Annotated in this window: 14 protein-coding genes; 4 read left to right on the top strand and 10 right to left on the bottom strand. The window is 37.4% G+C overall.

Annotation, left to right across the window (positions count from 1 at the left end; translation table 11 throughout):
• Positions 1-22 precede the first annotated feature (22 nt).
• Genes rpsD through rplQ form a run of 3 tightly spaced genes read left to right on the top strand, consistent with a single transcriptional unit; the run spans position 23 to position 2,088 of the window.
• Positions 23-643: a 30S ribosomal protein S4 gene (rpsD, locus tag ACPT9C_RS00705; protein WP_005648404.1), complete on the top strand. Its 621-nt coding sequence runs from the start codon at positions 23-25 to the stop codon at positions 641-643.
• Between the two features lie 31 nt (positions 644-674).
• A complete protein-coding gene (locus ACPT9C_RS00700; RefSeq protein WP_005690395.1) occupies positions 675-1,661 on the top strand; it encodes a DNA-directed RNA polymerase subunit alpha in 987 nt (328 codons plus the stop codon).
• A 40-nt stretch (positions 1,662-1,701) separates the two neighbouring features.
• Entirely contained in the window at positions 1,702-2,088 is a 387-nt protein-coding gene (gene rplQ / locus ACPT9C_RS00695) for a 50S ribosomal protein L17 (RefSeq protein ID WP_005648400.1), read from the top strand.
• 126 nt (positions 2,089-2,214) lie between these two features.
• On the opposite strand, the gene ACPT9C_RS00690 is transcribed toward rplQ, so the two are convergent.
• Positions 2,215-2,811 carry a Crp/Fnr family transcriptional regulator gene (locus ACPT9C_RS00690; protein ID WP_021034701.1) on the bottom strand — a complete coding sequence of 199 codons (597 nt, stop codon included), beginning with the start codon at positions 2,809-2,811 and terminating at the stop codon, positions 2,215-2,217.
• 118 nt (positions 2,812-2,929) lie between these two features.
• Entirely contained in the window at positions 2,930-4,012 is a 1,083-nt protein-coding gene (locus ACPT9C_RS00685; protein WP_021034702.1) for an anaerobic sulfatase maturase, read from the bottom strand.
• A 133-nt stretch (positions 4,013-4,145) separates the two neighbouring features.
• On the opposite strand from ACPT9C_RS00685, the gene ACPT9C_RS00680 reads away from it, so the two are divergent.
• A complete protein-coding gene (locus ACPT9C_RS00680) occupies positions 4,146-4,955 on the top strand; it encodes a sulfite exporter TauE/SafE family protein (RefSeq protein WP_050948734.1) in 810 nt (269 codons plus the stop codon).
• A gap of 31 nt (positions 4,956-4,986) precedes the next feature.
• Here ACPT9C_RS00680 and ispC read toward each other — a convergent pair whose 3' ends face one another.
• From ispC to alaS, 8 genes are all read right to left on the bottom strand, one after another.
• The gene (gene ispC / locus ACPT9C_RS00675; protein WP_050948733.1) at positions 4,987-6,180 is read right to left on the bottom strand and encodes a 1-deoxy-D-xylulose-5-phosphate reductoisomerase; all 1,194 of its coding nucleotides are present in this window, start codon (positions 6,178-6,180) and stop codon (positions 4,987-4,989) included.
• 109 nt (positions 6,181-6,289) lie between these two features.
• On the bottom strand, positions 6,290-6,847 hold the full coding sequence (frr, locus tag ACPT9C_RS00670) for a ribosome recycling factor (protein ID WP_005632773.1): 558 nt from the start codon (positions 6,845-6,847) through the stop codon (positions 6,290-6,292).
• Between the two features lie 150 nt (positions 6,848-6,997).
• Positions 6,998-8,614 carry a phosphoenolpyruvate carboxykinase (ATP) gene (gene pckA, locus ACPT9C_RS00665; protein ID WP_032824375.1) on the bottom strand — a complete coding sequence of 539 codons (1,617 nt, stop codon included), beginning with the start codon at positions 8,612-8,614 and terminating at the stop codon, positions 6,998-7,000.
• Between the two features lie 172 nt (positions 8,615-8,786).
• Positions 8,787-9,668, bottom strand: coding sequence for an Hsp33 family molecular chaperone HslO (gene hslO, locus ACPT9C_RS00660; protein ID WP_050948732.1), 882 nt, complete (start codon positions 9,666-9,668; stop codon positions 8,787-8,789).
• Between the two features lie 143 nt (positions 9,669-9,811).
• Positions 9,812-11,185 carry an argininosuccinate lyase gene (argH, locus tag ACPT9C_RS00655; protein WP_050948731.1) on the bottom strand — a complete coding sequence of 458 codons (1,374 nt, stop codon included), beginning with the start codon at positions 11,183-11,185 and terminating at the stop codon, positions 9,812-9,814.
• Between the two features lie 125 nt (positions 11,186-11,310).
• Positions 11,311-12,198 carry a UTP--glucose-1-phosphate uridylyltransferase GalU gene (galU, locus tag ACPT9C_RS00650; RefSeq protein WP_005632779.1) on the bottom strand — a complete coding sequence of 296 codons (888 nt, stop codon included), beginning with the start codon at positions 12,196-12,198 and terminating at the stop codon, positions 11,311-11,313.
• A 21-nt stretch (positions 12,199-12,219) separates the two neighbouring features.
• Positions 12,220-12,411: a carbon storage regulator CsrA gene (csrA, locus tag ACPT9C_RS00645; RefSeq protein ID WP_050822941.1), complete on the bottom strand. Its 192-nt coding sequence runs from the start codon at positions 12,409-12,411 to the stop codon at positions 12,220-12,222.
• 77 nt (positions 12,412-12,488) lie between these two features.
• Positions 12,489-15,113: an alanine--tRNA ligase gene (gene alaS / locus ACPT9C_RS00640; RefSeq protein WP_118879796.1), complete on the bottom strand. Its 2,625-nt coding sequence runs from the start codon at positions 15,111-15,113 to the stop codon at positions 12,489-12,491.
• Positions 15,114-15,262: the final 149 nt, after the last annotated feature.

The raw sequence follows: 15,262 nt of genomic DNA, 5'->3' as shown, positions 1-15,262 counted from the left end.
ATAGGATAGTTGGAGAAAGAAAATGGCAAGATATTTGGGTCCTAAACTCAAGCTCAGCCGTCGTGAAGGCACTGATTTATTCCTTAAATCAGGCGTGCGTGCGATTGATTCAAAATGTAAAATTGATACAGCACCGGGTCAGCACGGTGCTCGTAAACCGCGTTTGTCTGACTATGGTAGTCAGTTACGTGAAAAACAAAAAGTTCGTCGTATCTATGGTATTTTAGAACGTCAATTCCGTAACTACTATAAAGAAGCAAACCGTTTGAAAGGTAACACTGGTGAAAATTTATTAGTGTTATTAGAAGGTAGATTGGATAACGTTGTTTATCGCATGGGATTTGCTGCAACTCGTGCAGAGGCTCGTCAATTAGTGAGCCATAAAGCAATTGTTGTGAATGGTCGTGTTGTTAATATTCCATCTTTCCAAGTTTCTGTAAATGATGTAGTTGCTATTCGTGAAAAATCGAAAAAACAAGCTCGTATTAAAGCATCATTAGAATTAGCAGAGCAAAGAGAAAAACCAACATGGTTAGAAGTTGATTCTGCAAAAATGGAAGGTGTATTCAAACGTGTTCCTGAACGTTCTGATTTATCAGCAGACATTAACGAACATCTGATCGTTGAGCTTTACTCTAAATAATAGTTAAGCTTAAAACCAAAGAGAGGATAAAATGCAGGGTTCTGTTACAGAATTTTTAAAACCACGTTTAGTAGATATTGAACAAATTAGTTCAACACATGCTAAAGTGATCTTAGAACCGTTAGAGCGTGGTTTTGGTCATACTCTAGGTAATGCATTGCGTCGTATCCTTCTGTCTTCAATGCCAGGTTGTGCTGTAACTGAAGTAGAAATTGATGGCGTATTGCATGAATATAGTAGTAAGGAAGGTGTTCAAGAAGATATTCTTGAAGTACTTTTGAACCTTAAAGGTCTAGCGGTTAAGGTACAGAATAAAGATGACGTTATTCTGACATTAAATAAATCTGGAATTGGCCCTGTTGTTGCAGCGGACATTACCCATGATGGTGATGTTGAAATTGTAAATCCAGATCATGTGATTTGTCATTTAACTGATGAAAACGCTTCAATTAGTATGCGTATACGTGTTCAGCGTGGTAGAGGATATGTTCCTGCTTCATCTCGTACACATACGCAAGAAGAGCGTCCAATTGGTCGTTTGCTTGTTGATGCTTGTTATAGTCCGGTTGAACGAATTACGTATAATGTAGAGGCAGCTCGTGTTGAGCAGCGTACAGATTTGGATAAGCTCGTTATTGAGTTAGAAACTAATGGTGCACTTGAGCCAGAAGAAGCAATTCGTCGTGCAGCAACAATCTTGGCGGAGCAACTTGATGCATTCGTTGATTTACGTGATGTTCGTCAGCCTGAGATTAAGGAAGAAAAACCGGAGTTTGATCCGATTTTATTACGTCCTGTAGATGATTTAGAGCTGACAGTTCGTTCTGCTAACTGTTTGAAAGCAGAAACAATTCATTATATCGGTGATTTAGTACAACGTACTGAAGTAGAATTATTAAAAACCCCTAATCTTGGTAAGAAATCTCTTACTGAAATTAAGGATGTTCTTGCTTCTCGTGGCTTGTCACTTGGTATGCGCCTTGAAAATTGGCCACCAGCAAGTATTGCTGAAGACTAGTTTGGTCATAGGTTAAGATTTTTCTGAGAAGGATAAGATCATGCGCCATCGTAAGAGTGGTCGTCAACTAAACCGTAATAGTAGTCATCGCCAAGCGATGTTCCGTAACTTAGCAAGTGCTTTAGTTAGTCATGAAATCATTAAGACTACTTTGCCTAAAGCTAAAGAATTACGCCGTGTAGTTGAACCGTTAATTACATTAGCAAAAGTAGATAGCGTTGCTAACCGTCGTTTAGCATTTGCTCGTACTCGCAACGTTGAAACTGTTGCAAAATTATTTAATGAATTAGGTCCACGTTTTGCTCAACGTGCAGGTGGTTACACTCGCATTTTGAAATGTGGTTTCCGTGCAGGCGATAATGCACCAATGGCATACATTGAGTTAGTTGATCGTCCAGAAGTTGCTGAGGCAACAACTGAGGAATAAAAATTAATTCTAAAAATAAGCTCACTTCATATAGTGGGCTTTTTTATTTTATATATTAAAAAAATCTTTATCTGATTTAATCATTACTTAGATATATTATTTACAATCAGTGAACAGTAGTAAATTTTAAGAGCATATTCGTAGATGTCGTGTATTTTTATCTAAAATTCCTTGTTTTTTAAGCTCTCTACTAATACGAATTGCGGTTTCAGTTTCACATCCACAAAATTCCGCTACTTCTCGGTAGGTCCAAGGGTAATCGGGATAACTTTCTGTTAAATTTTCAATGGCATCAATAATACGTTCGTAACTACGCTTATAAGCTGTATTACTTATTCGGTGTTCTGCATCATATAATTCATTAGAAAGTTGTTTCATAAGATAACAAGAAAAATCAGGGTTATTTGCAATAAAATTTGCGTGATTACCAGGAAATATTCTAACGATATCGGCTTCCATTAATACTTTTGCACTGCAATGATAAGATGTTTCACTAAAAATAGTACGAAAACCAAAATATTCATTAGCGTGATAAAGTCGAGTCAATGTTTCTTTGCCATTTTCTAGACTATGATACAGACCAACTAGCCCTTGTTTTAAAAAATAAAATTCTTTAGGCTTCTCGCCTTGTGCATAAATTAAGCTGTTTTTTTCTAGAGTTTTACTCTCAGAAATAATACATTCATTTAAGTTTTGTGGTAAATAATAGGGCAATGTAAACATAAAGGCGTCTTTTAATATATAAATAACTTCAGATTACTATACAAATTTCTATATTTTTCTGCTATAAGCAAATTATAAAAATGTGAAGTGTTTAACAAAATTTTAAGCTAGATAAATATTATTTTATTTTGCCAAATGATTTTGCAAATGACTTTAAATATGGATCCATATGAGAAAGTGCAGAATAATATGCCTCACAAAGTTGATTATGTGCTTTACCAAATCCTTGAATTGTACGATGTTTTGGGCAGCCTCCGTGACAGGCAAAGCGAAACTTGCAGATTTTACACTGTTCGGAAAGAAAAGATTTTGCTGCGCCAAAATTCTTTTGTTTAGTATTATTATCAAGGAGCTGTATTAGAGGGGTTTCAATAAGATTTCCGAGTTTATATTCAGGATAAACATAATGATCGCAACTATAAATATCGCCATTTTGTTCAATAACCAATTGATCGCCGCAGGTTTCACGAAAAATACATAAACTTGGTTGTAAACCAAGGTAAGCCATAAACCATTGTTCAATAAATTGAATACCAATTTTGCCTACATCATTGGCATACCATTCATCAAAAATATCAATTAAAAATTGACCGTAGTCTTTTGCTGTAGCTTGTTGCTTGTAATCGCCCATTAGTGGAATAAATTGCATATAAGATGAACCTATTCTTTTCAAGAAATGGTAGATTTCTTTAGCATATTGGACATTGAGATTATGTACCACAGTTAGCGTATTAAAAGAAACTTGGTAATTATAGAGTAAATCGAGAGCATTTATTACTTGTTGAAATGAGCCTTTTCCATTTTTAGTTAAACGATAGGTATCGTGTAAGTGCTTAGGTCCATCTATAGAAAGCCCTACAAGAAAGTGATGATCGTGAAGAAAACGGCACCAATCGGCATTAAGTAATACCCCATTCGTTTGTAGAGAATTTTCAATTTGTTTGCCATTAGCATATTTATGCTGAAAATTGACCGCTCTTTTGTAGAAATCAAGACCTGCTAGGGTTGGCTCGCCGCCTTGCCATAGGAAAGTAACTTGTTGTTGAGGCGTTGTTTCAATATAGGATTTGATATAGGCTTCTAATACTTCATTAGTCATAGCCCGTTGGTTTAAGTGAGGTTTTTCCAAGTAAAAGCAATATTGACAATCTAAATTACAAATTGAACCAGTAGGTTTTGCCATTAATTGAAATGAATTCATATCTACGTATCCTCCTTATTCTTTTTATCATAACAGAATAATTTTAACTGTATATGATAGCGATCATAAGCTGAGCATATGCTCTTACGTCAAAATGAAGTATGATTAAATGAATTTTTAAATAGGATCTAAGATGGCACTTAGCACAATTTTTATCTTACTGATTTGCGGTATTTGTACCAATATGGTTTCTGCTATTTTTGGTATTGGCGGTGGGGTGTTGATGGTGCCAATTTTACGTACATTATTTCCTGAATTGCCGATTCAAGTTATTTCAGCTACATCACTTACCATAGTGATGTGTACTGCATTGATTAATTTATTATTTTTCCATAAGCAAAAAATTAAAATTGATTATATCAATATGATTTTATGGTCTATTGCGATGGTTATTGGCGTGCAAATTGGCTTTGAATTAAGTTTTTATTTTTCTACTGTGGTAATTAGTTTAATTTTTACGGTTAGTTTGAGTGCACTAGCAATTAAAACATTTTTAAACAGATCGAGAACACAAATAGAAGTGCCTAATATGTCTCCTATAGAACGAGCGAAAGGTAGCATTAGCTGTTGTGGCGGAGGATTAATTGCGGGTATTACAGGTATTGGAGGCGGATCTATCATTGCGCCCCTTGTCGGGCAATTAAAGGGGGTAAAAACGCAACAAATTGCCGTTTATACGAACTATATGATGATTATTGGCGGTATTGGTAATTTATATGGTTATCTCACAAGAGCCTTCCCTTATGATGTCAGCCTAAGTGGTCAATTAGGGTATGTAAATTTTCTTGTAGTTGGTGTCGTTACCTTGGGTTCATTTGGAATGAGTTTCTTCTCAATGAAATTGCGTGGATTAATGAATCCAGCTTTAACAAGAAAATTATTGGCGATTATCTTATTTTGTATTGCAGCCTATATGTGCATTTTGGAATTTGTATTCCATTAAATCGAATAAACTAGACCTAGTTATTCTAGGTCTATTTACTAATTAGCGTTTTCGCAATCTCTCTTGCTTGTGCATCAATTTCGAGTACATCATCAATATTTTGAATGGTATAAGGCGAAATTTTCTCAATTGTTTTCGAATTAATTTTTGCAATATCCATAAAACTAATTTGACGATCTAAAAATGCTTGTACGGCAATTTCATTAGCTGCATTCATTGCTGTTGTTGCATATTGACCCACAGCAAAGGCATCAATAGCCAGTTTTAAATTTGGATAACGATTAAAATCAGGTTCAATAAACGTCAGTTCTTTGACTTTAAAGAAATCGAGTGGTTCTACTCCAGCAAAAGTGCGGTGAGGATATGCCATAGTTTCTGCAATTGGTGTACGCATATCTGGATTTCCCATTTGAGCTATGACCGAGCCATCAACATACCGTACCATAGAATGGATAATAGATTGTGGGTGAATAATGACTTCCATTTCTTCCGCATTTGCGTTGAAAAGCCAGCGAGCCTCAATGTATTCCAAGCCCTTATTCATCATTGTGGCTGAATCGACAGAGATTTTTTTACCCATAGACCAATTAGGGTGTGTAATTGCTTGTTCTGGTGTGATGTTAGCGAACTGTTCGAGTGGTGTGTAACGAAATGGTCCGCCAGAACCAGTGAGTATAATGTTACTTACGCCTAATTCAGAAAGTGGGCAAAAACCAATTTTTTCTTGTGCTTCTGGGGGTAACGATTGAAAGATCGCATTATGTTCACTGTCTACTGGTAAAAGCTTCGCGCCATAGTTTTTTACGGCATCAATAAAAAGCTGTCCGCAGGTTACCAGTGATTCTTTATTTGCCAGTAATACCCGTTTACCCACTTTAACCGCTGAAAGAGTCGGTAACAATCCTGCTGCACCAACAATCGATGCCATTATCTGATCGGCATCAGGGTGTGCTGCGAGTTCACAAATAGCTCGTTGTCCTGCTAATACTTCTGTTGGAATATGATGTGCAATTAATTTTTCACGTAAAATTTTAGCCGCATTTACATTATCAAGAGCCGCAAAGTGCGGTCGGAATTTTATGCATTGTTCAAACATTGCTTCTACATTTTTTCCGCCTACGAGTGCAAATGCATGATATTTCTGAGGGTTATTTTCGATAACAGAAAGGGTACTTTTACCGATTGATCCCGTTGAACCAAGAATGACAATGTTTTGTTTTTGCATAGAATCTTTACCGCACTTTTGTTGATTATATTTTCATTGGTACGTCTAAATTCGCATACCTAATAAAATAAAGGCAGACAAAACTGTCTGCCTTTCGCATTTTTGATGATTAGAAATCCATTAATTCTTTTTCTTTATCCGCTAATACTTCATCTACTTTTTTAATGTAAATATCTGTGATTTTTTGGATTTCTTCTTCTGCTTTATGTTGTTCATTTTCGCTGATTTCTTTGTCTTTTAATAATGCTTTGATTTTATCATTCGCATCACGACGCACATTACGAACCGCAACTTTACCTTGTTCACCTTCGCCTTTCACAATTTTGATTAAATCACGACGGCGTTCTTCTGTTAATGGAGGAAGCGGAACGCGGATTGTTGTGCCAGCTGAAGATGGATTTAAACCTAAATCTGAGGTTAAAATTGCTTTTTCTACTGCAGAGATTAAAGAACGATCAAAAACAGTTACAGCTAAAGTACGTGCATCTTCTGCTACTACGTTTGCTAATTGGCGAAGTGGGGTCGCAGCACCATAATATTCAACTTGAATTGCATCGAGTAAACTTGGTTGTGCGCGACCGGTACGGATTTTTGAAATATGGCCTTTTAATGCTTCAAGGCTTTTTTCCATACGATCTTGAGCATCTTTTTTGATTTGGTTAAGCATTGCATTGTCCTTTTAATTGACGAAAGTTAAAACACAGTGATTTTACTGGATTTTTGTCAATTTTTGAATACATTTATCAGCTTGAAAACAGATAAAAAATGACCGCACTTCAGTTACCCAAAGTGCGGTTAATATTTTTAGTATTTTTAATTAAGCTTTAGGACCTGCTGCAATTAACGCTTTACCTTCTTCGTTAGTTGCATATTTAACAAAGTTTTTCACAAAACGACCAGCTAAGTCTTCAGCTTTTGATTGCCATTGTGCTTTATCTGCGTAAGTATCGCGAGGATCTAAGATAGCAGAATCTACACCTGGTAATGCTTTAGGAATTGCTAAGTTGAAGATTGGCAATTCGCCCATTTCAGCTTTTTCAATTGAGCCATCTAAGATTGCATCAATGATTCCGCGAGTATCTTTGATTGAGATACGTTTACCTGTACCATTCCAACCAGTATTCACTAAGTAAGCTTCAGCACCTGCTGCTTGCATACGTTTTACTAATACTTCAGCATATTGAGTTGGATGAAGGGTTAAGAATGCTGCACCGAAACATGCTGAGAAAGTTGGCGTTGGTTCAGTAATACCACGTTCAGTACCTGCTAATTTTGCAGTGAAACCTGATAAGAAGTAGTATTTAGTTTGTTCTGGTGTCAATTTAGATACTGGTGGTAATACGCCAAATGCATCTGCAGTTAAGAAAATAACTTTAGTTGCGTGACCTGCACGAGAAACTGGTTTTACAATATTATCGATGTGATAAATTGGGTAAGATACGCGAGTATTTTCTGTTTTTGAACCATCATCGAAATCAACAGAACCATCAGCACGAACAACCACGTTTTCTAATAATGCATCGCGGCGGATAGCGCGGTAAATATCTGGTTCATTTTCTTCTGAAAGATGAATGGTTTTCGCATAACAACCACCTTCAAAGTTAAAGATACCAACATCATCCCAACCGTGTTCATCATCTCCGATTAATTCACGTTTTGGATCGGTAGAAAGGGTTGTTTTACCTGTACCAGATAAACCGAAGAAGATTGCTACATCGCCATCTTTACCAACGTTAGCTGAACAGTGCATTGCACCTACACCTTTAAGTGGTAGGAAGTAGTTCATCATTGAGAACATACCTTTTTTCATTTCGCCGCCGTACCAAGTTCCACCGATTAATTGGATACGCTCAGTTAAGTTGAATGCAACAAAGTTTTCTGAATTTAAACCCTGTTCTTTCCAGTTTGGATTAGTGACTTTAGAACCGTTCATTACAACGAAATCTGGTTCAAAATTTTTGAGTTGTTCTTCAGTTGGGCGAATAAACATATTTTTTACAAAATGTGCTTGCCACGCTACTTCAGTGACAATACGCACTGCAATACGGTCGTGTTCGCTCGCACCACAGAAGCCATCAACTACAAATAAGCGTTTACGAGAAAGTTGGTTAGTTACCAAGTCTTTTAAGCTTTGCCAAGTAGCCTGGTTCATTGGCTTGTTGTCGTTTTTTGCTACTTCAGATGTCCACCAAACAGTATCTTTGGTTTTTTCATCTAACACGATATATTTATCTTTTGGAGAACGACCTGTGAAGATACCTGTATCTACTGCCACTGCACCAGTCGTAGTTAAAGTACCTTTTTCAAAGCCTTCTAAACCTGGTTTAGTTTCTTCTTCAAACAATTGCTCGTAGCTTGGATTGTAAACAACTTCTTTTACATCATAAATGCCAAGAGCTTCAAGTTCTTTTACCACTTTATTTAAGTCTGTCATAAGTCACCTCTAATATGTAAGATTAAAATTTAACTGTGGTTTATTCTAATGGATATCAATATAAAAAAATGTTAAGTAGATCTCATTTTTGAACATTTCTTTAAAAATTTTACCTCTTTTTAGTGATGTTGTAATATAGATCAAAAATCCCAACATTGTGTCGGGATTGTTTTTAAAGTCTTGTTGATTTTAATTTTTCAATCGCTTCTTTATTAAAGAAGTAGTGTGTGCCACAACACTCACATTGCATATCAATACTGCCTTTATGCTCGGCTAATATTTCATCAATTTCTTCATCAGAGATTAAAAGTAATGCTGAACCAGAACGCTCAGCAGAGCAGCCACAGAAAAATTGTACATCTTGTGCTGGATAAAGATTAACGGTTTCTTCGTGATATAAACGATAGAGTAACTCTTCTGCAGGGAGACCAAATAATTCTTCATCTTTTACTGTTGCTGCGAGCGTAGTTAAATGCTCAAAATCTTCTGATGTACCAGAACCATCAGGCATAATCTGTAATAACATCCCTGCTGCCACTGGCTTGCCGTCATATTCTCCAGTGCGAATAATTAATTGAGTTTTAAGCTGTTCTGAACGTACAAAATAATCTTCTAAGCATTCTGTGATCGTGGGTTTATCCAAGCTAATTATACCTTGATAGCGTTCGCCTTCTTTTGGTGCAATAGTAATGACCAATACGCCTTTACCAATCATATTATGTAGGTTCATATTTTCAGTGATGTCCCCATCCACTCGAGCAAGGGTGCGGATTTGTTGTTGATCATTGCCATTTACTAATGCTAAGCGTAATGGACCATCGCCTTGAATTTGTACGGTGATATTGCCGTCAAATTTTAGTGTGGCAGTAAGCAAATTAGTCGCCACCATCATTTCACCCAATAAATCCTGTACTGCTTTAGGATAATGATGGGTATTTAATGTATCAGTGAATGTTTTATTTAAGCGAACCCATTCCCCACGAACCGCACGATGTTGGAAAAGATAACGGTAAAGTTTGTCATTGTCTTGAGTATAGTCTTGTTGATTGGTCATTGAATATTCCTAATTGAAATAAAAAGTGCGGTGGTTTTTTCCGCACTTTTTGTCTTTGTCATTTTATTTAAGTGTTTTTGCTTATAACGGGCGGCATTTAGATGCTTGTAGGAGCCAATTTGATCTCTAAATTATAATATCAATTAAGCAAATCTTATTTTGGCTTCTGCAATAGCTTCGGCAACACGCAATGGCGATACGCCACCTTTTGCACAACGTTTGTCTAAGCAAGATTGGAGGGAAAGAATCTCGTAAACATCATCTCCCACTACTTCACTAAATTGGCGGAATTCAGGGATAGTCAGATCTTCTAATCCTTTGCTTTTCTCGATTGCATAAACCACTGTTTCGCCCACGATATGATGGGAATCTCGGAAAGGTACGCCCTTGGAAACTAAATAATCCGCTAATTCCGTTGCGTTTGAATAGCCTTTTAATGCAGCTTCACGAGTACGTTCAACATTTACTTTCAATTCATCTAATACGAACGTTGCCATATCCACACAGTTTTGCCAAGTATCTAAGGCATCAAAAATACCCTCTTTGTCTTCTTGCATATCTTTGTTATACGCAAGTGGCAAGCCTTTTAAGGTAACTAGCATGCCTGTTAATGAGCCGATCACTCTGCCTGCTTTGCCTCGAATTAACTCGCACGCATCAGGATTTTTCTTTTGTGGCATTAATGATGAGCCAGAAGTCACGCGGTCGGATAGTTCTACGAAATTTGCCTCTCCGCTGTTAAAGATAATCATATCTTCAGCAAAGCGAGAAAGATGTGCCATACTAAGAGAAGCGATAGAAAGTAATTCTACGACATGATCGCGATCAGAGACGCTATCTAAGCTATTTCTAGTTGCGAAAGCAAAACCAAGATCGTGCGCAAGTGAATCACGATCTACAGCATAAGCCGTACCAGCCAAGGCACCACTACCAAGTGGGCAGGTATTCATTCGATTATAAGCATCTGTTAAACGTGAATAGTCGCGGTCGAACATTTCCACATATGCCATACACCAATGGGCAAAAGTGATTGGTTGAGCTCGTTGTAAATGGGTATAGCCAGGCATTACTGCTTGTTGTGTGTTTTCTGCGGTTTGAACTAAATGGCGTTGTAAATTACGCACGGATTCTTGTAATTCAATCACACGTTGTTTGCACCATAGTTTTATATCGACTGCCACTTGATCGTTACGGCTACGACCAGTATGTAATTTTTTACCAAGATTGCCTACTTTATCAATTAGCTTACTTTCAACCCAACTATGAATATCTTCAGCGTCATCTTGTAAAATTGCTTGCGGATTTGACCGCACTTCAACAAGTAGTTCATTTAGTGCTTGCTCAAGTTGATGTTGTTCTTCGATAGTTAATACATTGACTTTAACCAAGGCTTTGGACCAACCAATTGAGCCTTGAATATCCTGCTCAGCCAAACGGTAATCAAACCGTAATGAATCATTAAAATCTTTAAAACGTTTGTCTGCGGCTTGTGTAAAACGCCCACCCCAAAGTGCCATAATTCTTCCTTTTTATTTTCATTTTAATTATTCTACCATTATGTATAGTAGTAATATCCTATTGAATAATAAAACAAAATGGACAAAACCTCTCATTTTGTCCATTTTATCTATATTGGTGCTATTTATAGCGTTTTTGCCAAATTTTTGATAAAGGATTTAAATTCTTTACCTAATTTTTCGTGACGAATACCATATTCTACGAAAGCTTCCATATAGCCAATTTTATCGCCACAATCAAAAGTTTCCCCTGTCATATGAAATGCTTCAACGGTTTCTTTTTCAATTAGCATATCAATAGCATCGGTTAATTGAATTTCATCGCCAACACCAATTGGTGTTTTTTCCAACAAGTCCCAAATTGCTGCTGAAAAAACATAACGCCCAACCACAGCAAGATTTGATGGTGCGTCTTCAATAGAAGGTTTTTCAACAATACTATTAATTTTTGCACTTTCGCCGCCATTAAGCTCAATGCCACCACAATCTGCAACACCATAGCTACTCACATTTTCTTGCGGAACTGAGGTTACCATAATTTGGCTTGCGCCAGTTTCATTAAAGCGTTGAATCATTGCAGCAAGATTTTCTTTTTTCTGATCTGCACTAAATTCAGCTAATAATACATCTGGTAACATAACGGCAAAAGATTCATTTCCTACTAAAGGACGACCGCATAACACGGCGTGACCTAAGCCTTTCGCATTACCTTGACGAACGTGCATAATGGTTACATTTTTTGGACAGATAGAACGAACTTCTTCTAGAAGCTGACGCTTCACACGTTTTTCCAGCATCGTTTCTAATTCAAAAGATGTATCAAAATGGTTTTCGATAGCATTTTTTGATGAATGTGTTACCAGCACAATTTCTTTTATGCCAGCAGCTACACATTCATTTACCACGTATTGAATTAACGGTTTATCCACCAAAGTGAGCATTTCCTTCGGAATCGCCTTCGTGGCGGGCAACATACGTGTGCCAAGACCGGCGACAGGAATAATTGCTTTCATGTTATCATATCCATTGTTTAACTAAGAGGAGCCTGAATGGGGTTCATCTTTCGTTTGTTTAATTCGTTGGTAAATTTCTTCTCGGTGAACGGATACTTCTTTAGGCGCTTCAACACCGAGTTTAACTTGGTTTCCACGTACACTCAAAACCGTGATAGAAATATCATCTCCAATAAGTACACTTTCGCCAACTTTACGAGTTAAGATTAACATCTTTTATCTCCTTAGTTTGCATTTATTAGATATCCTATCAATCAAGGAACGGTTGGCATCCCACCAACCAGCTTGTACTACAGATTTTTGTTTAACCAGTCTTGTGCCACTTTAACAGCTTGTGCCACATTTTCTGGTTGGGAACCTCCTGCCATTGCCATATCTGGACGACCACCGCCTTTTCCTCCAACTTGTTGAGCCATTAAATTAACAAGTTCTCCAGCTTTTATTTTGGCGGTTAAATCATTTGTCACTCCAACGACGAGATTAACTTTTTCATCTAATATTGATGCAAATGCAATTACGCCTGATCCGAGTTGATTTTTTAAATCATCGACCATTACGCGTAATGATTTTGTTTCTATACCATCTAATTGTTGTGCAATAACAGAAACACCGTTGATTTTGACCGCACTTTTTACAAAATCAGAACCAGCTTGCATTGCTGCTTTTTCTTTTAGACCTTGTAATTCTTTTTCCACTTTCTTCGCTTTTTCTTGAAGTTGTTGGATTTTTTCCGCTAAAGTATTTACATCTGATTTTAATAAGTCCGCGCTTTGGGTCAGAATTCGTTGTTGATTATGTAACCATTCAATCGCATTTTCACCAGTCACAGCTTCAATACGACGAACGCCTGCAGCCACTGCGTTTTCAGTAATAATTTTAAATAGACCTATATCCCCAGTGCGTTTTGCGTGAATCCCACCACAAAGCTCAATTGAGAAATCGCCCATCGTTAATACACGAACCTTATCGCCATATTTTTCGCCAAAGAGAGCCATTGCTCCTTTCGCTTTTGCGGAATCAATATCCATAATATCCGTTTGAACAGGGAAGTTAGCACGGATTTTTTGGTTTACTAATGTTTCAATTTGAGTTAATTGTTCTTTTGTAATGGCTTCTGGTTGTGCAAAGTCAAAACGCAAGGCTTTATCTGAAACAAGTGAGCCTTTTTGCACAACATGTTGACCTAAAACTTGACGTAAAGCCGCGTGCAATAAGTGTGTCGCGGAGTGATTGAGCGATGTGTTATGGCGACGTTCCGCATCCACAATCGCATTCACAGTTTGCCCAACTTTCAAACTTCCTTGCGTTAATTCTCCAATGTGTCCAAATACTTGCCCATATTTTTGGGTATCTTTCACATTAAAGGTTACACCTTCTGCGCTTAAATATCCGCTATCGCCAATCTGACCACCTGATTCTGCATAAAATGGCGTATTTTCTAAAATAACGACTGCATTTTGACCTGCTTCGATACTTTCTACTGATTTTCCATCATAGAAAAGTGCGGTGATTTTTGCTTGAGATTCGACTTCAGTATAGCCTTCAAACTTAGTTTCGCCATCTACACGAATAACGCTGTTGTAGTCCACACCAAACTGGCTCGCTGCTTGAGCGCGAGTGCGTTGTGCTTCCATTTCACGGTCAAAGGCTTGTTCATCAATAGTGATATTGCGTTCACGACATACATCAGCCGTTAAATCCAATGGGAAACCATAAGTATCATAAAGTTTGAATGCAATTTCACCTGAAAGAATGCCATCTTTCACTTGAGAAAGGGCTTCATCTAATAAACTCAATCCACGTTCCAGTGTGCGAGCAAACTGTTCTTCTTCTAAACGTAATAGTTTTTCAACATTTGCTTGTTTGGCTTTTACATCTTTCCCAGCTTCAGCCATTACTTCAATTAGAGTTGGCACAAGTTTATAGAAAAAGGCTTCTTTGGCACCTAATAAGTGACCGTGACGAACTGCGCGGCGAATAATACGACGTAATACATAACCACGACCTTCATTTGATGGAATAACGCCATCGGCGATTAAATATGCACAAGAACGAATATGGTCAGCAATAACATGTAATGATTTATTACTTAAATCTTTTGTACCTACAACTTCAGCCGTTTTAGCGATTAATGTTTTGAAAATATCAATCTCGTAGTTTGAATTAACGTGTTGCAATACAGCAGAAATACGCTCTAAGCCCATACCAGTGTCAACTGATGGACGTGGTAATTTTTCCATTGTGCCATCGGCTAAACGGTTGAATTGCATGAACACAACGTTCCAGATTTCGATATAACGGTCGCCATCTTCTTCTGGAGAACCCGGAGGGCCACCCCAAATATGATCGCCGTGATCGTAGAAAATTTCAGTACAAGGACCGCAAGGACCCGTATCGCCCATTGCCCAGAAATTGTCTGATGCGTAAGGCGCGCCTTTATTGTCACCAATGCGAATAATACGTTCTGCAGACACACCGACTTCTTTATTCCAGATATTGTAGGCTTCGTCGTCGGTTTCATATACTGTTACCCAGAGTTTTTCTTTAGGTAAACCAAGCCATTGTGGAGAAGTTAAATATTCCCAAGCAAAATTAATGGCATCCTGTTTAAAGTAATCGCCAAAACTGAAGTTTCCGAGCATTTCAAAGAAAGTATGGTGACGTGCGGTATAACCAACATTTTCTAAGTCGTTATGCTTACCACCAGCACGTACGCAACGTTGCGCAGTGGTCGCTCTAGAATAAGGGCGTTTATCCATTCCAAGGAATACATCCTTAAATTGGTTCATCCCCGCATTTGTGAAAAGCAAAGTCGGATCATTTTCCGGCACAAGTGAGCTACTCTCAACTACTTGGTGGCCTTTGCTATGGAAAAAATCAAGGAATGATTGTCTTATTTCTGCTGTTGTTTTCATTAAAAAGAATCCTTGTTACCCATAATAAAATAAAAACTAAATCGCCTTATTTTTGCATATTTTTGAAATTTATAAAAAGGCTTTTTGCCAAAACCCCAAAATAAAACCGCACTTCACGACGCTATTTGAGAAGTGCGGTTAAAATTTAA

The organism is Haemophilus sp. HN_Hi16, from assembly GCF_049823435.1.
GTDB classification, from domain to species: Bacteria; Pseudomonadota; Gammaproteobacteria; order Enterobacterales; family Pasteurellaceae; genus Haemophilus; species Haemophilus influenzae_D.
Note: the sequence above shows the minus strand (reverse complement) of the source record. Positions and strands in the feature narration are given on the sequence as shown.